At 44.9% G+C, this 24,360-nt stretch carries 24 protein-coding genes and 2 tRNA genes; 10 read left to right on the top strand and 16 right to left on the bottom strand.

The annotated features are described in order from the left end of the window. Positions 1–2 precede the first annotated feature (2 nt). The 8 genes from prmB to A3762_RS14740 form a co-directional block, all read right to left on the bottom strand. Complete coding sequence (gene prmB, locus A3762_RS14775; protein ID WP_068756298.1) at positions 3–899, bottom strand: 50S ribosomal protein L3 N(5)-glutamine methyltransferase; 897 nt, start codon at positions 897–899, stop codon at positions 3–5. Between the two features lie 102 nt (positions 900–1,001). After that, the gene (locus tag A3762_RS14770; RefSeq protein WP_068755751.1) at positions 1,002–1,865 is read right to left on the bottom strand and encodes a DUF4892 domain-containing protein; all 864 of its coding nucleotides are present in this window, start codon (positions 1,863–1,865) and stop codon (positions 1,002–1,004) included. Between the two features lie 3 nt (positions 1,866–1,868). Further along, positions 1,869–2,774, bottom strand: coding sequence for an alpha/beta fold hydrolase (locus A3762_RS14765; protein WP_068755749.1), 906 nt, complete (start codon positions 2,772–2,774; stop codon positions 1,869–1,871). After that, a complete protein-coding gene (locus A3762_RS14760) occupies positions 2,761–3,540 on the bottom strand; it encodes a TatD family hydrolase (protein WP_068756295.1) in 780 nt (259 codons plus the stop codon). Before A3762_RS14760 ends, A3762_RS14765 begins: the two co-directional genes overlap by 14 nt. A 98-nt stretch (positions 3,541–3,638) precedes the next feature. Beyond that, positions 3,639–3,989, bottom strand: coding sequence for a PilZ domain-containing protein (locus tag A3762_RS14755; protein ID WP_068476673.1), 351 nt, complete (start codon positions 3,987–3,989; stop codon positions 3,639–3,641). 84 nt (positions 3,990–4,073) lie between these two features. Next, positions 4,074–5,069, bottom strand: coding sequence for a DNA polymerase III subunit delta' (locus A3762_RS14750; protein ID WP_068476670.1), 996 nt, complete (start codon positions 5,067–5,069; stop codon positions 4,074–4,076). Between the two features lie 6 nt (positions 5,070–5,075). Further along, positions 5,076–7,073: a DUF3488 and transglutaminase-like domain-containing protein gene (locus A3762_RS14745; RefSeq protein WP_068476668.1), complete on the bottom strand. Its 1,998-nt coding sequence runs from the start codon at positions 7,071–7,073 to the stop codon at positions 5,076–5,078. Beyond that, complete coding sequence (locus A3762_RS14740; protein ID WP_082869159.1) at positions 7,073–7,996, bottom strand: DUF58 domain-containing protein; 924 nt, start codon at positions 7,994–7,996, stop codon at positions 7,073–7,075. Before A3762_RS14740 ends, A3762_RS14745 begins: the two co-directional genes overlap by 1 nt. Before the next feature lie 104 nt (positions 7,997–8,100). On the opposite strand from A3762_RS14740, the gene A3762_RS14735 reads away from it, so the two are divergent. Further along, on the top strand, positions 8,101–8,772 hold the full coding sequence (locus tag A3762_RS14735) for a hypothetical protein (RefSeq protein ID WP_156493480.1): 672 nt from the start codon (positions 8,101–8,103) through the stop codon (positions 8,770–8,772). A 126-nt stretch (positions 8,773–8,898) separates the two neighbouring features. On the opposite strand, the gene A3762_RS14730 is transcribed toward A3762_RS14735, so the two are convergent. The 4 genes from A3762_RS14730 to A3762_RS14715 form a co-directional block, all read right to left on the bottom strand. Beyond that, positions 8,899–8,974: transfer RNA gene (locus tag A3762_RS14730), tRNA-Glu, on the bottom strand. 80 nt (positions 8,975–9,054) lie between these two features. Beyond that, positions 9,055–9,130 (bottom strand) — tRNA-Ala (locus A3762_RS14725). Positions 9,131–9,267: 137 nt separating this feature from the next. After that, positions 9,268–10,767, bottom strand: a complete 1,500-nt coding sequence (gltX, locus tag A3762_RS14720; protein ID WP_068473793.1) for a glutamate--tRNA ligase — start codon at positions 10,765–10,767, stop codon at positions 9,268–9,270. A 63-nt stretch (positions 10,768–10,830) separates the two neighbouring features. Continuing rightward, positions 10,831–11,475 carry an MBL fold metallo-hydrolase gene (locus A3762_RS14715; protein WP_068473790.1) on the bottom strand — a complete coding sequence of 215 codons (645 nt, stop codon included), beginning with the start codon at positions 11,473–11,475 and terminating at the stop codon, positions 10,831–10,833. Positions 11,476–11,583: 108 nt separating this feature from the next. Between A3762_RS14715 and A3762_RS14710 the strand changes: the two genes are divergently transcribed. After that, a complete protein-coding gene (locus A3762_RS14710) occupies positions 11,584–11,913 on the top strand; it encodes a DUF4156 domain-containing protein (RefSeq protein WP_068763552.1) in 330 nt (109 codons plus the stop codon). Between the two features lie 76 nt (positions 11,914–11,989). Here A3762_RS14710 and A3762_RS14705 read toward each other — a convergent pair whose 3' ends face one another. Then, entirely contained in the window at positions 11,990–12,994 is a 1,005-nt protein-coding gene (locus A3762_RS14705; RefSeq protein WP_068476664.1) for an NAD(P)-dependent alcohol dehydrogenase, read from the bottom strand. 201 nt (positions 12,995–13,195) lie between these two features. Here A3762_RS14705 and A3762_RS14700 point away from each other — a divergent pair, with 201 nt between their 5' ends. The 4 genes from A3762_RS14700 to A3762_RS14685 all read left to right on the top strand — a co-directional run bounded on the left by A3762_RS14700 (position 13,196) and on the right by A3762_RS14685 (position 15,243). After that, positions 13,196–13,627: a PAS domain-containing protein gene (locus A3762_RS14700; RefSeq protein ID WP_068476662.1), complete on the top strand. Its 432-nt coding sequence runs from the start codon at positions 13,196–13,198 to the stop codon at positions 13,625–13,627. 132 nt (positions 13,628–13,759) lie between these two features. After that, a complete protein-coding gene (locus tag A3762_RS14695; protein WP_068476660.1) occupies positions 13,760–14,185 on the top strand; it encodes a methyl-accepting chemotaxis protein in 426 nt (141 codons plus the stop codon). An 8-nt stretch (positions 14,186–14,193) separates the two neighbouring features. Then, positions 14,194–14,772: a methyl-accepting chemotaxis protein gene (locus A3762_RS14690; RefSeq protein ID WP_082869158.1), complete on the top strand. Its 579-nt coding sequence runs from the start codon at positions 14,194–14,196 to the stop codon at positions 14,770–14,772. A gap of 273 nt (positions 14,773–15,045) precedes the next feature. After that, a complete protein-coding gene (locus tag A3762_RS14685; RefSeq protein WP_068756293.1) occupies positions 15,046–15,243 on the top strand; it encodes a hypothetical protein in 198 nt (65 codons plus the stop codon). A 162-nt stretch (positions 15,244–15,405) separates the two neighbouring features. Here A3762_RS14685 and A3762_RS14680 read toward each other — a convergent pair whose 3' ends face one another. Then, on the bottom strand, positions 15,406–16,539 hold the full coding sequence (locus A3762_RS14680; protein WP_068756291.1) for an NADPH:quinone oxidoreductase family protein: 1,134 nt from the start codon (positions 16,537–16,539) through the stop codon (positions 15,406–15,408). 416 nt (positions 16,540–16,955) lie between these two features. On the opposite strand from A3762_RS14680, the gene A3762_RS14675 reads away from it, so the two are divergent. Continuing rightward, positions 16,956–17,792: a hypothetical protein gene (locus A3762_RS14675; protein ID WP_068756290.1), complete on the top strand. Its 837-nt coding sequence runs from the start codon at positions 16,956–16,958 to the stop codon at positions 17,790–17,792. 104 nt (positions 17,793–17,896) lie between these two features. Next, the gene (locus A3762_RS14670) at positions 17,897–18,856 is read left to right on the top strand and encodes an alpha/beta fold hydrolase (protein ID WP_197469278.1); all 960 of its coding nucleotides are present in this window, start codon (positions 17,897–17,899) and stop codon (positions 18,854–18,856) included. A gap of 4 nt (positions 18,857–18,860) precedes the next feature. Here A3762_RS14670 and A3762_RS14665 read toward each other — a convergent pair whose 3' ends face one another. Both A3762_RS14665 and A3762_RS14660 read right to left on the bottom strand, forming a co-directional pair. Beyond that, positions 18,861–20,246 carry a cytochrome P450 gene (locus tag A3762_RS14665; protein WP_068756286.1) on the bottom strand — a complete coding sequence of 462 codons (1,386 nt, stop codon included), beginning with the start codon at positions 20,244–20,246 and terminating at the stop codon, positions 18,861–18,863. Positions 20,247–20,277: 31 nt separating this feature from the next. Then, entirely contained in the window at positions 20,278–20,598 is a 321-nt protein-coding gene (locus tag A3762_RS14660; RefSeq protein ID WP_068756284.1) for a 2Fe-2S iron-sulfur cluster-binding protein, read from the bottom strand. A gap of 198 nt (positions 20,599–20,796) precedes the next feature. On the opposite strand from A3762_RS14660, the gene A3762_RS14655 reads away from it, so the two are divergent. Together A3762_RS14655 and A3762_RS14650 are read left to right on the top strand one after the other, a co-directional pair. After that, complete coding sequence (locus tag A3762_RS14655) at positions 20,797–21,822, top strand: AraC family transcriptional regulator (RefSeq protein WP_068756282.1); 1,026 nt, start codon at positions 20,797–20,799, stop codon at positions 21,820–21,822. A gap of 80 nt (positions 21,823–21,902) precedes the next feature. Further along, complete coding sequence (locus tag A3762_RS14650) at positions 21,903–24,263, top strand: methyl-accepting chemotaxis protein (RefSeq protein WP_068756281.1); 2,361 nt, start codon at positions 21,903–21,905, stop codon at positions 24,261–24,263. The last annotated feature ends 97 nt before the right edge of the window (positions 24,264–24,360 follow it).

The following is a 24,360-nucleotide window of genomic DNA, read 5'->3' as shown; positions in this document are numbered from 1 at the left end:
GCTTATTCTTTAACGGCTTGAAGTTGGTCTGCCGTGAGCATAAATACACCATGCCCGCCGTGCTCAAATTCAATCCACGTAAATTCTAATTCTGGGTACGCCTCTTCTAGCGCAACCCAACTATTTCCAACCTCAGCGATCAGGACGCCTGTTGGCGATAAATATAAAGCAGCCTGACGTAACATTTCTCTTGTGAAATCCAAGCCATCATTGCCTGATGCGAGACCCAACATCGGCTCTTTGCGATACTCGTCCGGCATACTGCCAATATCTTCTGCATCGACATACGGAGGGTTAGACACAATCAAGTCGTAAGTGTGATGATCTTGCTCACTTAGCGCAGAAAAACAATCTGACTTCATGGCAGTAACGCGATCCTGCAGGGCAAACTTCGAGATATTCTTATTGCATACCTCTAATGCGTCTTCAGAAATATCTATTAAGTCAACTTGAGCCTCTTCAAAAAGAAGTGCCGATGCAATACCAATACACCCACTACCTGTGCAAAGGTCCATAATGCGTTGCGGTTCATCCAATAACCAAGGAGAAAAACCATTCTCAATGAGCTGTGCCAGCGGACTGCGTGGCACGAGAACGCGGTCATCAACGTAAAATTCTAGGCCACAAAAGTAAGCTTTGTTGGTCAAATAAGCCAAAGGAATACGTTGATCAATGCGCGCATTGAGATTCTTAGTGAGGCGAAGAATTTCTTCATCCGTCACACGACAAGCCCAAAGTTCACGGTCAAAATCCCATGGAAGAGACAAGGTTTGTAAAACTAATGCGACAGCTTCATCCCACGCGTTATCTGTACCGTGACCAAAATAGACATCACTGCTAGTAAGTCGCGTAAAGCTATATCGAATAAAGTCTGCAATTGTGTGTAGTTGCGCCGCCACAACATCGCCTCAAGGTAGAAAAACCGCGCAATTATATAGGGAATGGAGCCAGAGTGCTAAGCATGCTGGCTACTGAAGCGTAAAAACTATAAAAAAGAGGCCTCAATCTACGAGATATAGGTATAGCCATTGGCTAGCGTCGAGAGAGAGTGGCTTTTGACCTAAGCGGCCCATCGCTCGGAATTCGACATTTTTAGCTTCCAAACCTTGAGCATAGATATCTTGCAACAAGGGCTTTGCGAACGCTTCGGCAGCGCCCAAAGCTTCAACTTGCGTTTCACCCTCGACACGCGAATAAGCCAAAGCAACAACTTTAGCGCCTTCGGTTTTCGTCAAATAATCATTTAGCGCATCCGCATTGAAATGCTTTAGCATCGAATCACTGACCAATAAACCGCGCTTCATGTCTGCGACTAAATCTGCTGGAGGCGCCGCGGAGAAGCTCAGATATACCATATTCTCGCGACGAACATTTTCAACAACGTAAACACTAAGCCAGCCTTGCTCTACACCATCATCAACCTTCCCAACTAAGTAAGATTGATTGTTGTCTCGCCCCGCAAGGTTTCGAATACTGAACACTTTGTTAGCCCAATCATTACTCGATCCGCAGTTACGCTCGGCACATTCAAATTCAATTTTTCCCTTTGATGAAAGCAAATTTCGGTAGTAACTTAAGACCTTATCGCGACTCGAAAAACTCGCAACACGGTATAAATAATTAGTTCGACTACCTTCGAGGCTAGTTTGGCGGTCAACACGTAAACTATTGCTCACCCGTTTAATGCTACTAAGAGGAAACGGATGCAAAGCAACGTCCTGTTCCGATTTCGAAACAAACTCCAAGCCCGGCGCCTCAAAACTAAATTGCTTCGCATGCGCTACTTGTACTAGCGCAATCGAAAGCATAGAGACCAAAAACACGTGTACATTCATCCAACTTGAACGAGCCAACCTGTTTTGCATTCACTAAACCCCTTTGGTTCGATGTAGTTGCTCAGTGACAAAGTCACCGACTAATTGAGCTGTCAGCGCAACGTCACCTTCCATATGGAAGTGATGCCCGCCGTCTACTTGATGCTGCGTTAACGTTTTTATATACGCAAGCCGCTTCTTAATAGCTTCATATTGCTTGAAATAACCATCCGTTCCAACAAGCAATAGCACAGGACATTCGATGCCTCCCATTATTGCCTCAACCTGCGCTTCAGAAAATCGCAAAAGTGACGGTTCTAACAGCCTTGGATCAGATGACCACGTCCAACCACCTTCCACCTCTATCGTGCCCCGCTCTACAAGAAGTCTTGATGCAGGCATAGAAATCTTACCGACCCCTGCCGTTCGCGCGCGGGCAGCCACTTCTTTAGTAGGATAAACATTAAGCTTTGAGTTTCTCAACGAGGATGCACGCTTCACCGCTCTTTTGAGTTGCGGCAACACATTTTCAATTTCATCAGTCAGCGGCCCTAAGCTATCTAGCAACACCAAATGCTTAACTCGTTCGGGCACTGAAGCAGCAACTAAAGTCGCGATAATGCCACCCATGGAATGACCAACGATATCGAAATCACTTCCTTCAGAAATACTATCAACAAACGCCAAGACATCGATCGTATTATCAACAAGGTGATATTGAGCTGACTTATCGCGATGCTGTGACTTCCCATGACCAGGCAACTCCAATGCATACACAGGACGCCCCTCTAATTGAAGCCTTTCGAGCATAGGCTCAAAGGTCGCCGCATTGTCTAGCCACCCATGAAGCATGATCACAGGCCGGCCCTGCGTTTGTCCGTTATGGAAGCCCGCAAGCGTCAATCGCTCGGTTTGTTGAGAAAAGTGCTGATAATTCAAAATACACTTACGCTCTTGCATGCGTGAACAGAGCGTGGAAATTTTCCGCGGTTTTCTTGGCCACTTCCTCAACAGAAATACCGCGCAACTCGGCTATAAACTCCGCCACTTTAGGAACATACTTTGGCTCATTAGGCTTACCGCGAAACGGAACAGGCGCTAAATAAGGCGAATCTGTCTCAATTAGCATACGCTCAAGCGGAATCGACTTAGCGACGTCTTGCAGCTCAACTGCATTCTTAAACGTGACGATACCACTAAACGAAATATAGTAACCGAGTTCAATCGCGCGTAAGGCCATATCGAGATCTTCGGTAAAACAATGGAGCACGCCAGCAACACTAGGGTCACCATGTTTTGCAATAATGTCTAAGGTATCTTCTTTTGCATCTCGCGTATGGACGATCACAGGCTTGCCACATTGCGCGCTTGCCTCTAGGTGTCGAATAAAGCGTTCTTGCTGAAGCTCTTTTTTATCTTCGCTGTAGTAGTAATCTAACCCCGTTTCACCAATCGCAATGACCTTTTCTCGCTTAGATAGCTCTAATAAACGCTCAACGCTCGGTTCTTCGCCCTCATAACTTGTTGGATGAACACCGACCGAAGCATAAATATTATCAAAGGAGCTTGCCGCGCCTAACACATCTTCGATGTGCTCAAGATCAATCGCAACACAAAGCATTTCACTCACACCTTCGTCACGAGCTGCAGATATGGCATCTGCTAATCCACCCTCATATTTCTCAAGCTTTAATCGATCTAAATGGCAATGGGAATCTATAAACATAAGTACTCGAATACACACAAATAATGCGCGCCAGTGTAACGCGAACACAAAAAAGGCGCATCATGATGTGCGCCTTTTTTTATTTACAAAAGAACGAATTACATACTGTGGGTCGGACGATCCGAACTTAATGCCCCAGCTAATTCCTTCTCAATAATATTTTTTGCTGTTTCGTCTTCAGCACTAAACTGAACGCCAATACCTGCTGCGCGATTTCCTTGCGCACCTTTTGGTGTCACCCAAATAACCTTACCTGCTACCGGAATTTTTTCAGGCTCATCCATTAGATTGAGAAGCAAAAACACCTCATCACCCAGGTGATAGTTTTTGCCTGTCGGGATAAACAAGCCGCCATTTTGAATAAATGGCATATACGCAGCATACAGTACTGCTTTATCTTTGATCGTTAGCGTTAATATACCGCTACGCGCTCCGAACCCAGCTGACATAATCGTTTTAAATTCCTGAAAAATAACGTCTATTTTTGAAGTATAGGGCAATGACGCATTTCTGCGAGTGAAATTAGCGCAACATTATCGAGAACTTCGCATTAGGTCTTGCCATAGAATAATCAGCGACTCACAAAGAAGCTGCGGATTGGGGTTTGTGCTTCCCATCAATAGACGCAATTGCACCAAATGCGCTTCGCGCAATTCAAACAATACGGAAAAACCCGCCTTGCCTGCCAAATACTTAAGCATTGCAACGCTATCAGCGTTTAAAAAGACGCTCTCATCTTCCGTCGAACTAAAACGAATCATTTGCTCGATCCATTGAATCAGCCAAACGAGTCGATCCTGCAAATAGTCATCCGCCCATGACTCAGCCAAATCGCTGACTGTTTTTTTACGCTTAACGGCCGCACCAAGCCCTTCAATCATAGTTTTTTGCTGACCCCAAGCGTCTTGCTCAATAAATCGCATCGCTGTAACTGGCTCGCCATTCGAGATACTCAAGCATGAATGAACAACATCAGAATCTGCAGCAGGCAAACTCTGCATTAACCACGATAAAGCATCTTCATGTGAGGGCGGCTGGATGTTTAAGATCTGGCAACGAGAACGAATAGTTGCCAATACAGCTTCTTGACGCTGCGCAACGAGAAATATAATCGTATCGCCTGCTGGTTCTTCAAGCGTTTTTAGTAAGGCGTTTGAACCGGCGATATTTAAGTCTTCGACCGGATTGATCACCGCAACCTTATGTCCGCCACGCATGCTAGACTCGCTAACGAAATCAACCAAGCTTCTCACCTGAGAAATTTTAATTTGCTTTGCGTCCTCTTCTAGCTCAAGAGACATAAAGTCGTTGTGGCTCCCTGCCTCCATCAAATGACAAGCTTTGCACTGTCCGCAGGGATAACCAGAAGCAGGCGATTCACACAGCAATGCCCTAGCTAGAGTATGCGCAAGCACATCGACACCTAAGCCTTCTCCGCCTGATAACATAACCGCATGAGGTAATGCGTCTCTTTTTTCTAAATCTGAGATTGTCTCGACCAACTCAGCATGCCAAGGCATGATATTCATAATTCACTACTCTAAAGACAGATCCGCATTGTATAGTTTTTTGTGCAGCTCGCGAGTACGAATGGCAAGATATTTTTTTATATATGTCGGCAAAGCATCACTCACACGCTTATAAAAATTGATCGGCGTTTCACCGCGCAAACGCTCGACGCGAAAAACTCGCAACACTAACAAACAACGCAAATAGCGACGTTCAACGCGAGTTAAACTTCTCGAATATCGTCCAAGATATAAATAAAGCATCGTTGCGGCGGATAACACAGAGAGAATACCAATAAGCAAATACACTAAATGTCGCCAGCTAAACTCACCCAACATACTTTGAAGCAGTTTTTTTTGATCAGCCTCTCCATACCCTAAGACAAAACGCTGCCAACGATAATTGATTGCATCACCCTGCTCAATCAGCCAGCGTAACGCACCCACTCGATAACCGATTGAAGCTAAATAGTTATCCTGAAGAAAAGTTCCTTCCGCCTGTACTGCTGCCGCAAGCCCGAAAGACAAGCGATCTGGCGCCACATAGGCTGTCGGATCAATACGCAACCAACCATGCCCTTGAACATAGGCTTCAACCCAAGAATGCGCATCATATTGGCGAATCGTCCAGTGCCCTGCACTCTCGTTAAATTCTCCGCCTTGGTATCCCAAAACAATCCTTGAAGGAATACCCGCCTCACGCAGCAAAAAAGCCATGCTACTTGCATAGTGCTCGCAAAAACCAAGCTTTGTATCGAATAGAAAACCATCGACTGTATCTTGCTCAAGTAATGGCGGCTTAAGCGTGTATGCAAAACCCTCAGAAGCATAAAAATCCAGTATTTTAGATATCAGTTCGATTTCGGTGGTACCATCGGATAAAAAGCGAGTCACTAAGTCACGAGCGCGTGGGTTTCCATTAGCCGGCAACTGCACATCCTGAAATGAACTAGATACCTTACGTGATACATCAGGCAAAGAAGCAATTGCCGTACCCTCGTAGGAACTTGCCACCCCATCTATTTTCATTCGGTATGGTGTTGGAGAGTTAAGAGAGTAGTTAAATTCGCTGATCCCCATCCCTATAGAAAATACGTTTCCTGATGCAGATTCTGAACCTGCCAATGCGAGAGCCCATCGGTTGTTATGCGGCTCCAGGATCACATCATAATATGGCGTACTCACAGATTGCGGCTGATATATCTTTTGTGCCTGAACTGAAGCAATGCCAGCACGCCCTCGCTCCACCAAAAGCGCTTCACGATCACGCGACCAAGCATCACCATCGAATCGATCTAAAACAAGCGCTCGCCAATACAAGGTTTCTCGCTCTGGCTGCAAACCAAAGAATGTGGCACGAAATGCCGTTTCCGCGGACTGAGTGAGATCGGCAATAGCACCAGGACGAAGTGTCTCGCTGAGCCCGGTTTGTGCAGAACTTGTTTTAATTGGCATCGACCACAGTGGCGCAATTCTAGGAAAAAACATGAAAAGACAAATTGCCAACGGAAACGCCAAAGAAACAATCTTCAACACTCGTCCAATTTGAGAGCGCACGCTTCCTATCACACTATCGTTAATACGCATGAGCAGCGCCAAACAAAAGAGAAGTGAGCAAAACTGCAGCACCACATGCATGATACCTTGCTCAAACAGCATCGATACTGCGCTTAAATATAACATCACATAAACGAAAATGAGCACATCCCGCTGAGAACGCAACTCTAGTGACTTCATACAACCGACTAACAAGAGAAACACAGCTGCCATTTCAACGGAATAATCCAGTCGATAGTCAAGGAAGAAAACAATGAATGACGCACTGAGAACAATCACATTTAACAAGCGCTTACCAACCAGACCTGGTAATGCAACTAAAGCGATAAACAGGGCGATGCACGAGAAGAGCCATATTGGCGCGATCGATAAAAATGACACGGCCTGAAGCAGCATGACACCAACAACTCCGTGCCGAATGCCGTTTAATTCAAGAACCTCAGTTTGGGATACTTGCACTTCGGCCATTAAGCACACTCCGCCAAAGCCCTCAAACAGCGTCGCAAATGCAGCTCGCCCTGCTCTTCGCCAACACTTACATTTGGCAAGGATAACGAAAACGGAAGACGACTTTCATGTAACTCAAAAACATCGAAACACAAATAACTCAGCGCCAACTCCTTACCAAAGCGCATATATGAGTCATACTCAAGATGGACAGGATCCGCGCTAAGAAGCTCTGGCGAGCGAACTATTAGCTCATCACGCTTAGCAAAATGCTTCCAGAGAATTCTTCGAACATTATCGCCCTTATCATAAGCCTTAACATTATCGAGCTCTTGCCCCGAGATCTGCCCCGATCCTGAAACCGCATTGCGCTCTAGGCTTGTATTTTCGGGTGACGGTAAGGGTCTAGGATAAACGTACACAGCTTCGTCAAACCACATCCATGTCCATGCTCGAACTAAACCGAAAGGAAAGTATGTTTGAAGACGAATACCTGATAACGAGTGCACGCCTCGTTCAAATGACTGAGTCTGAACCTTTACATCGAAACTCTGCTCCATATGCCATATCGATTCTGGCCCTACTTCAAATGCAGCATAAAACCCAGAACGCTGCTTACCCGCCGTATCTGCAACGACATTTACTGTGACCTTTTCTCCAGCCTCAACCGGTAACATTTCGCTGAGTCGCAAAGTCAAACCTTGCATATTAAAAAAACAAAGCCAAATCGAGACTGCAAACACGCCACCCAACATGAAAACGAACAAATAAATAAGGCTGCTCTGATAGTTGATCGCTGTGATTAGCATCACTAGCAACATCAACAGAAAGAAAAAACCCTGCTTACTCGGAAATATATAAATATTCTTTTGGGTAAGAAGGTACTCGGAGCGCCTTTGCGTACGACGTTCAAGCCAACGCCTAAATAGCTTTTTTATTGTCATTCTCCAATTTTTTTAACTGCATCTAATTACAGCATAAACACCTAATAAAAGAAGCATATAAATAGCGCGTCAACTTGCAATAAACGAGACTTGGGTAAATACTCATGGGGCATTCACATAGAAGTAAAGACTTTATGATTGATCGTCTATCTCTTCGCTCTTTAGGAAAAAGCGCGTTCATTACAGTCGCAGGAAGCGTCTTCGCAATTAGCTCAAGCGTTCAGGCTGAAGTTAAGTCACTAACGAGCTCAGAATTAACCGATACGTACATTGAAGACTCTACGATTATTATCACCCCGAAAAAACAAAGTAATCTGAGCCAACAGAGAACAATTTCAAGTGTCACAATTGCGCCATATGAAGGTGAAGACACCGACTCTGAGTTACTGATCGAGCAGGAAGAATCTCAAACAGGCTTGATTAACGCCGTTGCTCTTGATGAGGAAACCCTGAGAAACTCTTCGGTTGATGCTGTATTTATCCCTGAGATTGAAGTTGACATTCCCACCTATGAGGAGATCAACACTCAGCCGGTTGCCGATATTCTTGGTGATGAACGATATCGTCCACCTGAAGGTGACTTCGACTTCTCATACATTGGTGATGACTTAGCACTTAGCCGACAGGGCGATAAGCTAACGTTCTCTATTGGCAACCTGCCAGGAATTGATCAAATTAATATCCCTGAAGCGGTTCAAGACGGTGGTCCAGTCGAATTAATTCCCCGCCCAGGCGGTGGCTTCGACCTCACTATTAATGTACCAGAAAGCCAATAACACCAAAGATTCAAATACAATCAGTTAAAAAGGGAGTCATGACTCCCTTTTTTTACGCCTAAATATTTTAGGCAAAAAAAAACCGCTTCAGTTTCCTGAAGCGGTTTTGATCTGCTAATGCAGAATTGGCATCCCGTAGGGGAGTCGAACCCCTGTTACCGCCGTGAAAGGGCGGTGTCCTAGGCCTCTAGACGAACGGGACATAAACCTTTTTGACAACTCGCAATTTATTGCCGTTGTTGTGAACTCTTTTCCTTCATCTCACCAAACTGCCTAGATGTTTGGTGGAGCCAGACGGGATCGAACCGTCGACCTCAACGCTGCCAGCGTTGCGCTCTCCCAGCTGAGCTATGGCCCCATCTGCGATGAGTGCCTCACAACGGGGGCGAATGTTAAAGAAGCCCCCTTGGTGAGTCAAGCGCTTTTTTGAACTTTTTCGAGATTATTTTTGATCGCACAATCATTGATCAATTTCTCAAAAATAACGCTTTAAAATTAGCCTGCTAGGACGTTTTGCAGTGCAGCAAACTCTTTCTCAACACGCTTACCTTCTTTCTTGGAGAACCCGTCCAAAACATTCAAGGCATGACGCAATCGCGCTCGCGTCATATCCGGTCCAAGCATGGCCATCGACTCAACCACAGACCACGAATTAGGCGTTCCAGCAATTGCCACGAATAATGGCTGCATGAAATCACCCATCTTTATTTCCATTGCTTTTGCCAAGCTTTTTACATCACCAAATATATTGTCTTTGTTCCAATGACGCTGCGCCTCAAGCGTCCACAAAGCAAACTGGAGCACACGCTTCACCTGCCCTTCTTCTAATTTTTTATGCGCAAAGTCGTCTTTAGAAATATTCAGCATTCCTGAGAACATAAATCCAGCAAGTGGCGCAATATCAGCAAAAGTTTCTACTCGACCTTGAACATGCTCAAGCATTGGCTTCACATAATCTGAGTTAAATGCCCATTGCTGAGCACGCGCGGCAAAGTCTTCGGCTGAAAGATTTTCTCGAATCCACAGACCATTTAACCAACTAAGTTTTTCAACATCGAAAATTGGTCCACCTAGTGAAACGCGCTTGATATCGAATGTTGCGATCATTTCATCAAGCGAGAATTTTTCGGTTTCGTCGGGCAATGAATAACCCATACGGCCAAGGTAATTTGTTAAAGCCTCAGACATGAAACCAGCCCGTTCATAATAGGTGATACTGGTAGGGTTCTTACGCTTACTCAATTTACTCTTGTCGGGGTTACGCAACAAAGGCATGTGACATAGGGTTGGCATATCCCAACCAAAGTACTCATATAGAAGCTGATGCTTTGGCGCAGAATTAATCCACTCTTCGCCACGAATCACGTGAGTGATTTCCATTAAATGATCATCAACAACATTGGCTAAGTGGTAGGTTGGCATTCCATCACTTTTTAACAGGATTTGAGCATCTACTTGCGCCCAATCAATCTCGATCGTGCCGCGCAACATATCATCAATGACACATGTACCTTCTTCTGGCACCTTCATACGAATAACATGAGGCTCGCCTGCAGCTAAACGCTTCTCGACTTCATCTGCTGGCAATTCCAAATCACCTTTAATACCGGGATTCAAACCAGCTGCTTTTCGTTCCTCACGAATAACATCTAACTCTTCAGGTGTTCTGAAGCAGTAGAAAGCCTTACCTTCTTCAACCAGTTGTTTCGCATACGCGCCGTAATCATTTTTTCTCTCGCTTTGGCGATATGGTCCATGAGGACCGCCAACATCAGGCCCTTCATCCCAATCGAGACCTAACCAACGTAAAGCATCAAGAATCTGCTTTTCTGACTCTGGCGTGGAACGCGCCTGATCCGTATCTTCGATACGTAAAATAAACTTGCCGTTATGTTGCTTCGCGAAGCACATGTTAAACAGTGCGATATAAGCAGTGCCGACATGCGGGTCGCCTGTTGGAGATGGAGCAATACGGGTACGTACAGTTTGAGTCATTAAAATTTCCAGTCGTTCAGTAAATAATATGGGTGGTTAAAAATTCTTTCGTTAGCTTATCGACTAACCGTAACCACCAACAAAAGGGTTTGTTTTAATTTCTTGTCCAATCGTAGACATAGGGCCATGACCAGGAACAAAAGAAATCTGATCACCCAAAGGCCAGAGCTTGCCGCGGATAGACTTACATAAAGTGTCGTAATCTCCCTTCGGGAAATCAGTTCGACCGATAGAGCCTTGAAAGAGAACATCTCCGACGAACAACAATTCGCTCGGACGATGATAAAAAACAACGTGACCCGGCGTGTGGCCTGGGCAGTGCAAGACTTCTAGAATTTCCTGTCCGATCTCGACAGTATCACCCTGCTCTAACCACCGATTTGGAGTAAAGGATTGAGCTGGCGCAAAGCCAAACATCTGAGATTGCTGAGGCAGCATATCAATCCAGAATTGGTCTTCTTTGTGCGGCCCCTCAATGGGAAGGTTTTGAGATGTACTCAATTCCCCTACCGCACCAGCATGATCGATATGCGCGTGCGTCAAAATAATCTTATCTAGTTTAAGACCAAGCGCATCAATACGTGCCTGAATTTTAGGTAAGTCCCCGCCTGGATCTACAACCGCAGCAGACATCGTCACATCACACCAAACAAGACTGCAGTTCTGCTCAAATGGCGTAACCGGAACAATTTCGTATTTTAATGCCATTACAGCGCCTTTCGTTCGAAATCAGAGAATGAAGTTTGTGCGAGGTATTATCGACAAAGACCTGTTAATATCAACCGGCTTCTAACAACAAATTCATGGGTATTCTTCATGCAGTTCACACCTAAACGTATTCTTACAAGCATTGCGCCTGCTTTTATATTATCGATCACGCTTGTCGGATGTTCATTTGTTGATACGGTGCCCGGCAGTCAGAAGGTGATCATTAGCCACGACACGGCAGAATGTAAGCGCATTGGCGAAACCGAGGTAAAAGTACTATCCAGTATTGCTGGCATTGATCGTGACGAAGATACAATGGCGCAAGAGCTTTCAACACTAGCTCGAAATGCCGCCTACTCAAAAAAGGCGAACACCATTACTCCCATCTCAGAAATTGAAGACGGCCGTCAAACTTTTGTTCTTTACCGTTGCCGCTAACGACTAGACAGTTAATAGATACAAAAAAGGGCGTAAAGTATTCACTTCACGCCCTTTTTATTTACAGCGTAAAACCTCAAGTATTATCAAGCACAACGCGATACCGCGCTTTGCCATCTCTCAAATGTTGAATGGCCGCATTGATATCAGACATCGGGAACATCTCAACCTGTGGTTCGATGTCATGCCTTACCGCAAACGCTAGCATCTGATCAATCGTTGCAGGACTCCCTACTGGCGAAGCCGACACAGACTTTTGTCCCATTAGCAGTGGAAAGACAGCTAGATCGAGAGGCTCTGTTGTCGCTCCCACAAAATGAAGTCGGCCTTTTGGAGCTAAACAGGCAATGTAAGCGTTCCAGTCTAACTTCACGTTGACGGTAGAAATAATAAAATCAAACTGGCCCACCGCCCGAGCAAGGTCTGCCGCAGAACTAGAATTAATCGTTGCATGCGCCCCCAAAGCTAAGGCTTCTTCTCTTTTGCTGTCAGAACTTGTGAAAGCGGTAACTTCGCACCCCCACGCGTTTAAAAACTTCAGACCTATGTGCCCTAAGCCCCCTATGCCGATGACGCCAACCTTGTCAGTCGGTTTAACATCAAACTGAACTAGAGGGTTATAAACGGTAATACCACCACATAACAAAGGCCCTACCTTAGGCAGGTCCATGCCCTCAGGAATTTCTACAACACTCGCCGCGCTCGCAACGACTTTGTCACCAAATCCGCCATCTCTGTTGACGATCGTGCCTTGAGCTTCTGCACATAAATTCTCATCTGCACTTCGGCAGCTTTTACAATGACCACAATAGTCAGAATGCCAACCAAGCCCTACATTTTTACCAACTAAGGTATCGTCAACTTCCGCGCCAACGCTTGCAACACGGCCAATGACTTCGTGCCCTGCTACGATAGGGTACACAGACATCCCCCAGCTGTTGTCGAGCATGCTCACGTCACTATGGCAAATACCGCAATACATCACGTCAATTTCAACATCATTCGCACCTAAAGGTTGAAGTTCTCTCCCTACTTCAACCAACTTTCCGCCTGCGGTCTCTGCTGCATACGCTCTATACATAAAAGATTCCTTTGATTAAACCCAGCGTTAAATACGCGTCATTGCTTAGATTAGATTCCAAACCTTAGTTGATGTGATGATCCGTTTCCATGATAGCTCCCTTCAAGTTAATTGATTTAGATCCAGCATATTCGAAAAGCTCAGCAAGCTATGCCTGCGCTTACTAAGCTCTTTGGGCAGTTTACTAATTAGGAAATCCCCATGCGCATTAACGAACCCGTTACTCAAAACGAGCTTGAATATGACCAGCACGCTCGCATTGTTTCAACAACCACGTCTAAAGGCGTGATCACATACGTCAATAAAGACTTCGTTGAAATATCAGGGTTTACCGAAGAAGAAGCGCTTGGGCAAGCACGCAACATTGTTCGTCATCCAGATATGCCACAAGCCGCGTTTCAATCGCTTTCGGACGCAATGGCGGATCAAAAATCGTGGATGGACATCATTAAAAACCGTTGTAAAAACGGGGATCACTATTGGGTCGATGCTTTCGTGATGGCTAATGCGGATGAAACTGACGGTGAAGCTCACCTGCAAAGCGTTCGATTCAAGCCAAGTCGTGATCAAATCAGTCGCGCTACGCATGCTTACAAGCTAATTAATGAAGGTAAACAGCCCTACCATCTATAGCACCCTAAACATTGGCCAATCGCCTATGAATTGAATGCAGCGACCACGACCCTACTACTTCCTATTGCCATTTTTTTGGCCATCACACATTTTTTAATCGGAGCCGCTTCCACAATCGCTTTTCTTGGAGTGATGACACTTTTTAATTTTTTCATCACACTCAACATACGACAAGCAGCGAAAGAATCAGCAACAACCTATTCCGACACACTCGCGCAGTATATTTATACGGGCCGTTTGGATGAACTAGGCAGTCTTGAGCTTAGTAAAATATTTATGCGCAATAAGTTAGAAACCGCCCTTTGGCGAGTGGTGGACAGCACCAAAAACGTAGAAGATGGTGCGCGATTATCTGCGAATATGGCGAGTGATACAGAGCAGCAAACAGCACGTCAGAAACAAGAACTTGAGCAACTTGCCACCGCTATCAATGAGATGTCGACATCTATAACAGAGGTCTCACAGAACACCCAAAACGTGAGCAGCCTAATGCAATCGGTTCAAAATAACGTCGCGCAAGGCTCAAGCCAAGTCAATGCAACGCAACGCAACAAGTAGTCGGAGAACTGGCTTCGAAGCTCTCAACAACCTCAGAACAAATCAAAAGTATCAGTAATACCAGCCAAGAAATTTCAACACTGGTTCAATCGATTCATGGCATTGCTGAACAAACCAATCTACTGGCATTAAACGCGGCCATAGAAGCCGCCCATGCAGGCGAACAAGGTCGTGGCTTTGCCGTCGTAGAAGATAAAGTGCGGAATTTAGCGAGCAGCACAGCAACCACAACAGAGCAAATTCAAGCAGCTATTGCGGCGATACAAGAAGGCGTCGATGTCACTGTCGATCTAATGAATCAAACCCTTGAAAGCTCAAACACCACTACTCGTCAATCCACAGAGGCCAAAGAAGCGTTAGCAGAAATCACAAATCTGACTGAAGAAACCCTTGCGGCAATGATTCAATCTGCCTCGGCAACAGAACAACAAAGCATGGTATATGAAGAAATTAATCAGAACGTTCACACAATCCAAGACTCAGCGGTACAAACGTATGACAACGCGACAAAAGCACAGACTATTCAAGAGAAGCAATTTACAGAAGTAATGAAACTCACCAAGCTTGCGAATGACTTCACCTCGTGAATTGTTCAGCAACGAAACAATGCGATGAAAATTCGCACAGCAATTAGAACAATTGTGAACACTACCGAGCTCAACAAAAACCTCATATACACTTAGGTCACAGGTTGCCAGAAACATGCGCCAAACTTTTGACACCGCAATCTGAAACTTGATAATCAGCTAAAATAATTAAATATAAACAATTGTTTTTAATAGCTATTTTCAACTCTGTACATGGTTTTTGCTTTAAACACACCATTGCAAAAACAACACTATTTTTCTCGGAGATTGAACATGCTTACTATCGTAGCTTCTAACAACACTGAAACAGTTAAAACAACTCAAGTTCAAAATGAAATGAAAGGTGAAGAGCTTCTTCTAAGCTACCTATTATGGGAAAGCAAATTTGAAGGTGATGCTCACGATACTTTCGAAGACCCAATCGACGTATTTCTAACATCACAGGGTGAAAAGCCGCTAAGCCTAGCGTAAACATCCTTTCATAGTCTCTGAGAATGCAGAGCCACAGTTTCATTGTGGCTCTCTCAAACCACTTTCAACTCAGCGCCCCGCACTTTCCTCTAAATTCTGAATTAACGCTCTCACACATTCAGACACTCATTACACTTTCGTGCACTTACTCTCACTATCAATTTATTCTGGCTTAAGCACTGCGCCGCCAATAATTTTACCAGTCCATTTATCCGTCATTGCTTGTTTAACATTTTCCAAGCCATAAATACTTGAAACAAACGGCTGAATATCACCATTTCGTACCCATGACATAATCTGTGATAAGCGTTCTTGTCGAATAGATGGATCTTGCTGCGCGGATATGACAGTAGGACAGCCCAAGACTTTGAGCCCTTTCATCATAATTAAGTTAGTGGGGAGCATATTCGCATTAGGCGCTCCACGTTGGCCTTTTCCTTTTGCGACAAACGGCGTTGATGCCCAACCAACAATAAGAAACCGCGCTCCGAACTTTACGCAACGCATACTCTCAAGCGATATATCCCCACCTACGCCATCGTAAACCACGTCGACCCCGGCACCATTGGTAAGTGCTTTCACTGCATCTCTGAAGCGACTCACACCGAAATCAGGATCAGATGATGAAGTATTAATAACCCAATCTGCACCCTGCTCTTTAACCACTGCCAATTTTTCATCACTGCGCCCAGTTGCAATGACCTTAGCGCCTAACAACTTGGCCATATGCACCGCAGCTAAACCAGTTGCGCCTGAGGCGCCATGAATGAGAACGGTCTCACCAGGCTTTAATTCGCCACATTTTACGAGGCAGTGATAAGCAGTCTCATAACTTCCTAAAAGGTTACACGCTTGTTCAAAGCTGAAACCCTCAGGAATTGCTCTAACAGCTTCAGCAGGTGCAACCGCGTAGTTAGCGAACCCTCCATATTGCTGATACTTGCCCGGAGATCTTGGTCCGGTCACAAACCCATCTACAAATACGCGATCACCAATAGACAAACCCTCTGCTTTCGCCTCTTCACCAGCCCATTCAATCACCCCGCTATATTCTAAGCCTGGGGTATATGGCAAAGGCGGCATATGCTGATACTGTCCGCTTGTCATGAGTAGATCGACCCAGCCAAGCGCGGCAGCTCTCACTTGAATCAATACATCATGACTTACTAGATCTTGTACATTGGGTTTTACTTGAGAAACCAAATGTAAGTTCTTCTCGACACCTTGAACGGGGTCTTCAGCAAACTGACTAATTTGAGCACAGCGCGGGTTGGATATTGGTTCGATGACGGCCACAGATACACCTATTTTTTTATTATTTATAAAAATTCTTCAACGTAATTCTGCCAACGTTTGACGCAAAAACAAGCACTTAGAGCATCAGAAATACTGAACGTAAAATAATTTCATCTTTTTATTTGCATAACCAAAAATCTGTACCAGTATTGGGTTGCTGATGTTATTCATGCGTCAGCGATAGAAAGACTTTCATGGATACTACTCGCACTTATTGCCGGCTGTGCATTGCACAACCGGCCTTTTTTTGCCTGCATATTCTTAACTTACTCAAGCTTATCTTCCGAAACGTAATATTCATTAAAATCTAGCGTCTTTTGCGCTCTAAATGCTATCTCGGTAGACATTTCAGGCCTTACCAACTTTACAAACTGTTACATCGCTCGTTAAAGTGCAGAAAAATGAGTGAGTAGTTTATGAGCAGTAACGACCAATCAAACGATAAATCAGCGCCGGTGATTCACCCCAAATTGGCATCTGTTATTCATCAAGTTAAGTTGCAACGCAAAAGCGCTGCATCGCTATGCATCAGCCATGATGAAGCGATCGGTTTACGCGGATTAGATTCAAAGGCGAAAGGTTTTTTCGTTCGTCGCGAACATCTTGACCCAAAAACATCACACACAATCATCGACTGTCGTTCACTCAGTTGGCAAAACGATTGCCCTCGATCTATAGACGGTCTTGAGCATACAGACAAAGCTGACAAGTTCTTTTGCCCGCAATGCAAACAAGACGTCTACTGGTCAAACAGTAAAGCTGAGCGCAATAAGCATGCGCAACTCGGGAACAACATTGCATTTGCCGTAGACCTCCCAGTTAAGAAACAAGCACCTTCAGTCAAACGTCAAACATCCGACAAATTCGGAATGAACCTGATTCGCTCAATACTTACCAGCAACACACAACTGCAAATTCAAAAGCGTCAGACTGGAAGTGCCTCCCAAGCAATACTGAATGACATTGTTGCAAAGCTTAAGCGCTTTCAAGCACAAGTTGATGCTGGCATCCGTAATTCCGAAACTGGTCTGAGATTGAGTCACCACCAAATTCATGAAGATCTGCAAGATATTGAGCTAGATCTCGCTTATAGACATATGCTTGCCGCCGAAAACGTGCAACGCTTGGTAAATCAAATCCCTCAATTTGAAGCCTTACTTGAAAGTGAGCAAAGCGCTTCAAATTTGCCACTAAAACAAGAGACTCATCAAGGCGACAATCAAAAGGCAACGGTGATAGAGTTTCCATCGTAAAGCGTCCACGGTCGCTAGAGTCACGCGTAGATAAAAGACATATGGAATATTAATAAATGTCGATACAACTTAGGTGTCTCCTGACTATTTTCGCCTTAATACCATTGGCGTCCTGCATCACACCAAGCACACAAGCGTCTAATGAACTAGCCCAAACCCGCATACAAACTCCCACCTTTGATGAAACGCATTTCATTGCGCAAGACGGGTACAAACTTCCTTTTAAAAGCTGGCCAGCTGCAGAAGAACCTGAGCGTATTATCCTCGCACTACACGGTTTTAATGATTACTCAAATGCCTTCAGTGGGCTCTGCGAATTCATGACTGATAAGCACTCTACAAAAACCCTTTGCATGGCCTATGACCAAAGAGGATTCGGTGCGACAGAACAAACCGGTATCTGGCCGCAAAAAGGAAAGCTACAGTCTGACTTAATGACAATGAGCAAGTCACTAAAACTGCAATATCCAAATGCAGAACTTTATCTTGTTGGTGAAAGTATGGGCGGCGCCGTCATTATTTCTGCACTCACTCAAAATAACGACAAGACCTCGCATATAGATGGAATTATCTTACTAGCCCCTGCAGTCTGGGCACGGAGCACTCAACCCTGGTATCAGCGTTTTGCGCTGTTTGTCGCCGTACATACATTCCCTGGCTGGAAACCTACAGGGGAAAGTCTTGGTGTGGTTGCCACCGATAATGTTGAAGCGCTGATCGCGATGAGCCAAGACCCTCTCGTTATCAAAGAGACGAGAATTGATGCTATTTATGGATTAACTAACTTGATGGACTTAGCGCTTGAGAACGCGTCAGCAATACAAACGCCCGCCCTCGTACTATACGGGCTCAAGGACGAAGTCATTCCCAAAACACCTACTTGCGAAATGCTCAAACGAATGGAAAGCCAAGTTAACCATCAGCTTAAACTTTATACCAATGGCTACCATATGCTAAGTCGCGACCTACAAGCAGCGCGCGTTTTCAAAGACATGACAGCTTGGATGGATGACCAAAACGGGTTTGAATCATCCTCGATTGAAGAACTCTATTGCGGGCAGTAAATGCTTAGCCTTGCTTAGCGGTCAGTTTAACCTGCATAGAGGTATAGCCTTTCACGAAATTCGATTGGACATATTCGGGCTCTGATAACACTTCTATATCATCAAAGCGTGATAGCAACTCTTCCCACAGGATCTTAAGTTGCATTTCAGCCAGTCGATTCCCCATGCAACGATGCACGCCGAATCCAAAAGACAAATGTTTGCGTGCATTTTTACGGTCGATGATGAATGCATCTGGATTCTCAATCGCACGCTCGTCCCGATTCCCCGACGCATACCACATCACGACTTTGTCGCCTTTTTTAATCGTTTGACCATGTAACTCAACATCTTGCGTCGCGACCCTGCGCATATAAGCTAAAGGCGTCTGCCACCGAATGATTTCACTAACCATATTAGGTATCAAACTTGGATCAGCTTTTAGTTTTGCGAACTCATCAGGGAACTGATTCAACGCAAACACACCGCCAGTCATGGAATTACGCGTTGTGTCGTTCCCACCGACAATCAATAAAGCCATGTTCCCTAAAAACTCCATAGGTCGATCAATCATGTCTTTCGTGTTGTCATTGGTTAGCAGCAAACTGATTAAATCAAATCCCGGAGCCTGACCTGACTTCAAGCGCGCCTCTTTTTCGCGCCATAACTCCGAGAAGCCCTTTGCCATGGCACCAGCAACTTCGAAGGCTTGAGCGGTATACCCGGTCCCACCGGTGGTTTCGGGGGATGCTGCAGCCACGTCAGACCAGAAAGCCAATTTACGACGTTCTTCGTAGGGGAAATCCAATAAAGTTGCCAACATGCGACTTGTTAACTCTATTGATACGCAGTCCACCCAATCAAAAGGCTCATCTACCGGCAAGTTATCAAGCACATCACAGGTTCGCTGACGAATTAAGGACTCCATTTCCTTTAAATTCTGAGGAGCAACAACGCCTTGAACAGCTTGTCGTTGAACATCATGTTTAGGGGGATCCATCGCAATAAAGGTTTGAATTTCGATACCTTCAGGTTGCGGGCCTATCGATATAATAGGTTCGGCAGAAAAAAGCTCATGATGCTTATCAACATACATAATGTCTTCGAAACGTGTCACCGACCAAAAAGGTCCAAATGGACTGTTCGCTTGATAGTGCACCGGACTCTCATCTCGTAGACGTTGAAAATACTCCAACCACCGCCCCTGTCGAAACAAAAAAGGATTGCTGACATCAATTTCACCCAATGAAAGATCAGCAACAGGAGGAATTGGGGTTTCAGTAAATGTCGGAATAGCGCGCGCTAAACCCAAACGCTTTTTGAATTTTTGAAAGGCATGCGCTCCCTTAATTTGCAGATGCATAGGAACAAGCGCGGTACTCTTTTCAATCACAGGCTCTAAAAGTTTCATTGGTCTTTTACCTTCGTTGCACTATGTGACATTACATCTGGAATTCAGGAAGTTTGACGACCATCCCGTTGTCATCAGCGCTAAGTCGAACCTGACATGCAAGTCGTGATTCTTCTCGTTTCTCTGGCGCCATATCTAGCATTTGAGCTTCTTCTAAATTGATTTCACCCAATTGATCACGCCATTGTGGGTCTATAAACACGTGGCACGTGCCGCACGCGCATTCCCCACCACAATCCGCATCAATACCCGGCACCATATTTTCGGTCGCCACTTCCATTACAGACTGCCCATTCTCATAACTTAGAGAATGCTCTGTCCCATCGTGTTCGATCAGGGTTATCGTGCTCATGCTTTACCTCTTATTATTTTCACGTGCGATTCTGATTAAGTGAGGCAAAGATTAGAGTGTCAAACACATACAAGGGAGGTCATTTATTGCCATTCGAGAGTCATTTATTGACATCGCAGGGTCATTTAAAGACACTATAAGAAAGACGACCACTATTGGCGTTATCCACCACCACAGTGACATGAGATCGCGATAACGATGAACGAAGCCGCAACCATCCCCTCGAACTATTCAAGACTGATAGCCCGTGCATTAGGACTCTTGGTTCAAGATCTCCCTAAATTGCTGGCGCACACCAACTTAAGCGTCGATGAGTTTTTAGATGAAAGTACGCTTATCACGGCAGACCAACAAATCACTTTGCTTGAAAATGCATTTTCAATTTCTGGAGACGAAGCCTTCGGATTAGCGATTGGAAAAATGCTGACCCCAGCAGCCCATGGAGCGATGGGTTTTCTTGTAAATAGCAGTCCAAACTTGATGACTGCCCTACAAGGGTTTCAAACGTTCTCCCCAACAAGAATGAGTTTTGTGAGCTTAGATCTTCGCGCTGAAGGCGACTGGTTATCCGTTTACTATCACGTCGAACTAGATCTCAAGCCAGAAATTTTAAGATGCATTACCGAGGCGTCGGCCATTACATTTTTTGATTGCGCAGAACACTTGCTGGGGCACCCGCTTAATTCAGCGATTACAAGCTTCATTCATCCGAAACCAAACTACAACGCACGCTATAGCGATTGCATTCCCGGAGAAATACTATTTTCTCAAACTCATACCATCGTAAAAATCCCAATTGAAGCTTGCAGAGAGCATAACGTTTCTGCGAATCATGAAAACTATCAACTTGCTTTCAAGCAGTGCGAACAGATGCTCTCTACCATCAATTCTGATGAGCGCTCTTACACATACAAACTTCAAAAATTAATGCTTTCACACCCTCCAGGAACCTTATCAGAAGACGATGCCGCAGCCGCTATGTTCGTCAGTAAGCGAACATTGGCCCGTTATCTTGAGCGAGAAAATTCGGGCTTCAGAAAGCTACGTGACGATATTTTATGTCAACAGGCACAAGACTATTTACGCAATTCCAGAATGTCTGTAGAGGCTATCGCTACCCTTTTGAACTATCACGACAGCTCAAATTTTCGCCGAGCTTTTAAACGCTGGAATAATCAAACACCTGATCAATATAGGAAAGCAGCACAAAGAATCGCACTTTAAATCCTGCACTTATCGACTAACCTGCACCAGACAATCTCTTGGGAGCATGGCGAGAAAACCTAGTCGCTAGCGATACGGATATGAAGATAAAAACCAAACAAATCAGTGGGACACTTGCACTATTAGTTGCGAGCTTAATTTTAGTTGGCTTCATTTCTATCTATTTAGCAATCAGCAAATCAAATCAAGTCATTCAAGAATTAACCGAAAGCCGGCTTGAGTCGACGCTGATGCTTAAAAAGTCACATATTGAAGATTACTTAAGGGGGCTCATTCAGCAGTTTGAGCTTATGTCGAAAGACCAAAGTGCAAGTGCTGCTAGCTTTCATTTTGATTCGACCTTTCCATTCTTTGAGCAATCTAGTGGTATTTTAGACGCTGAAAAGTCTGAAGTACGAGATTATTTCACTGAACACTTTTTCACCCCATATACTGAACGTTTAGGCCAGTCACCGATTGATGCAGACACCTATTTCAAAGACTTCACGAAAAACCAATGGATACTGCAATACCATTACATCACCGCGAACCCTAACCCTATCGGTGAGAAGCAAAAAATGGAGAGCCCTAGCAGCGAGTTCTCCTCATATAGTGCCGCACACAGTGGCTATCACAATACATTTCTAGAATATTCTACAAAGCTAGGTTTTGGTGACGTCTACCTCATTGGCCCAGACGGCCGAATAAACTACTCATTAAAAAAAGGCTTTGAGCTAGGCACGAATATCATAAATGGACCGTTCGCGAGCTCAGGATTAGGACGCGCGTTCAACGGTGCGCTTAATGCCGAACAAGGTCAATTAGTATTCGAGGACTTTAGCGCTTATACCCCCTTATTCGAAGCGCAAGCCGCGTTCATTGCCACGCCTATCATTAAGTTCAAACGCGTACGTGGCGTTATCGTTGTTCAATTCCCTATCGACAAAATCGACCAAATCATGACAAATGATCATGCATGGAAAGAAGTAGGGTTTGGTGAAACCGGCGAAGCCTATCTAGTAGGTTCTGACTCAAAGCTACGCAACACAATGCGTCACAACGACGAAAACCCTGAGCGCTACTTCGAGCACCTCCAAGCAAGCAGCATAGATAGCGACACGATTGATCAGATTAAATCTCTCGGTTCCGGAATCGGCTTACACACTATTGACACTACTGCGACACAGAATGCTCTTTCGGGCAAATCGGGCTTTGCTAGCATCACTCAACAAGATGGTCGAGAAGTGTTGTCCGCCTATGCTCCAATCAATGTTGAGGGTTTCAATTGGGCCATCATTAGCGAAATTGATAAAAACGAAGCCTTCTCAGCAGCATCTGCGCTTGCACAGGACTTAAGCGTAAGCCTTTTGTTACTTACCATCATTGTCGCAGCGCTTGCCGCCATACTTATTTGGTTTAGCGCTAATTTATTATTCAAGCCATTAGAAAATATGGGCGATAAAATGCATGACATTGCGCATGGCGATGCGACCTTATCTAGTCGTCTGAATGAAGACGGCGACAATGAAATATCCGGTTTTGCTAAAAGCTTTAATGTTTTCGTTGAAAAGCTTGCAACACTTGTTGAACGCACTGAAGAAACATCTCGATCCCTAAGCAGCCAAGCAAATCAATTGACTGACTTATCGCGAACAGGAAACCAACAAGCCATACAACAACGTCAACAGATTGAGAATATTCAGGCTGCGATCAGCCAAATTCTGGATAGTATTACTAGTAACGCCGAACGCGCAAATCTAGCGTCAGATGCTGCCAACGAGGCTAAGTCTAATTCTGAAAAAGGCAAAGCAGCGACGCAGCGGGCGGTCAAATCAATTCAAGATGTCGAGCAAGAGATTACAAACGCAGCAGAAGCTCTCGCAGGTGTAGAAAACGACACAAATGAGGTAGCAAGCCTACTCGCGGTGATTGATTCGATCTCCGAGCAGACCAATCTACTCGCACTTAACGCAGCAATTGAGGCTGCTCGAGCCGGCGAAAATGGCAGAGGGTTCGCTGTGGTCGCAGACGAAGTCCGCAGTCTGTCCCACAAAATTCAACATGAAACAGCAGCCATTACGACGACGGTTAACAATCTAAAAGTCGGAACAGAGAACGCAGTTGCCGTCATGCGTGCTAGTAAAGAAAGCAGCGAACGCAGCACTGAGTCATCCCAACTCGCCGGCAAATCACTTGATCAAGTTGTAGAATCGAGTGATTACATCGCCGGAATTAACCGAGAAATCAAATACAATACCAACATCAATACAAACTTAGCCAACGACATCAAAGAGAATGTCGACCAAACAGCGCAAATTACCTCTGAGTCAACGAAGGCATCCCATCAAATCCAAGAGATTGGGAACGACATTGCGTCATTAGCATCTCAACTGCATGAACTTGTTGGCCAATTCTCTAACGAATCGAATAACCACTCTGAAGCACAAGAAATTTCGAAGTAATAATAACTACCCTCATTGTAATTTCTTGCAAAACTAAAACGCTACCTCTCTTGTTTTATCGTCGAAAACGAGTTTGAGACCACCTGAAAAACCCCAC

This window comes from Oleiphilus sp. HI0125, from assembly GCF_001635355.1.
Note: the sequence above shows the minus strand (reverse complement) of the source record. Positions and strands in the feature narration are given on the sequence as shown.

Bases quoted from the DNA above. Each gene is read 5' to 3' on its own strand.
- A3762_RS14770 (WP_068755751.1), bottom strand. From the start codon at position 1,865: ATGCAAAACAGGTTGGCTCGTTCAAGTTGGATGAATGTACACGTGTTT.
- A3762_RS14765 (WP_068755749.1), bottom strand. From the start codon at position 2,774: ATGCAAGAGCGTAAGTGTATTTTGAATTATCAGCACTTTTCTCAACAA.
- A3762_RS14760 (WP_068756295.1), bottom strand. From the start codon at position 3,540: ATGTTTATAGATTCCCATTGCCATTTAGATCGATTAAAGCTTGAGAAA.
- A3762_RS14755 (WP_068476673.1), bottom strand. From the start codon at position 3,989: ATGTCAGCTGGGTTCGGAGCGCGTAGCGGTATATTAACGCTAACGATC.
- A3762_RS14750 (WP_068476670.1), bottom strand. From the start codon at position 5,069: ATGAATATCATGCCTTGGCATGCTGAGTTGGTCGAGACAATCTCAGAT.
- A3762_RS14745 (WP_068476668.1), bottom strand. From the start codon at position 7,073: ATGGCCGAAGTGCAAGTATCCCAAACTGAGGTTCTTGAATTAAACGGC.
- A3762_RS14740 (WP_082869159.1), bottom strand. From the start codon at position 7,996: ATGACAATAAAAAAGCTATTTAGGCGTTGGCTTGAACGTCGTACGCAA.
- A3762_RS14735 (WP_156493480.1), top strand. From the start codon at position 8,101: ATGGGGCATTCACATAGAAGTAAAGACTTTATGATTGATCGTCTATCT.
- gltX (WP_068473793.1), bottom strand. From the start codon at position 10,767: ATGACTCAAACTGTACGTACCCGTATTGCTCCATCTCCAACAGGCGAC.
- A3762_RS14715 (WP_068473790.1), bottom strand. From the start codon at position 11,475: ATGGCATTAAAATACGAAATTGTTCCGGTTACGCCATTTGAGCAGAAC.
- A3762_RS14710 (WP_068763552.1), top strand. From the start codon at position 11,584: ATGCAGTTCACACCTAAACGTATTCTTACAAGCATTGCGCCTGCTTTT.
- A3762_RS14705 (WP_068476664.1), bottom strand. From the start codon at position 12,994: ATGTATAGAGCGTATGCAGCAGAGACCGCAGGCGGAAAGTTGGTTGAA.
- A3762_RS14700 (WP_068476662.1), top strand. From the start codon at position 13,196: ATGCGCATTAACGAACCCGTTACTCAAAACGAGCTTGAATATGACCAG.
- A3762_RS14695 (WP_068476660.1), top strand. From the start codon at position 13,760: ATGACACTTTTTAATTTTTTCATCACACTCAACATACGACAAGCAGCG.
- A3762_RS14685 (WP_068756293.1), top strand. From the start codon at position 15,046: ATGCTTACTATCGTAGCTTCTAACAACACTGAAACAGTTAAAACAACT.
- A3762_RS14675 (WP_068756290.1), top strand. From the start codon at position 16,956: ATGAGCAGTAACGACCAATCAAACGATAAATCAGCGCCGGTGATTCAC.
- A3762_RS14665 (WP_068756286.1), bottom strand. From the start codon at position 20,246: ATGAAACTTTTAGAGCCTGTGATTGAAAAGAGTACCGCGCTTGTTCCT.
- A3762_RS14660 (WP_068756284.1), bottom strand. From the start codon at position 20,598: ATGAGCACGATAACCCTGATCGAACACGATGGGACAGAGCATTCTCTA.
- A3762_RS14655 (WP_068756282.1), top strand. From the start codon at position 20,797: ATGAACGAAGCCGCAACCATCCCCTCGAACTATTCAAGACTGATAGCC.
- A3762_RS14650 (WP_068756281.1), top strand. From the start codon at position 21,903: ATGAAGATAAAAACCAAACAAATCAGTGGGACACTTGCACTATTAGTT.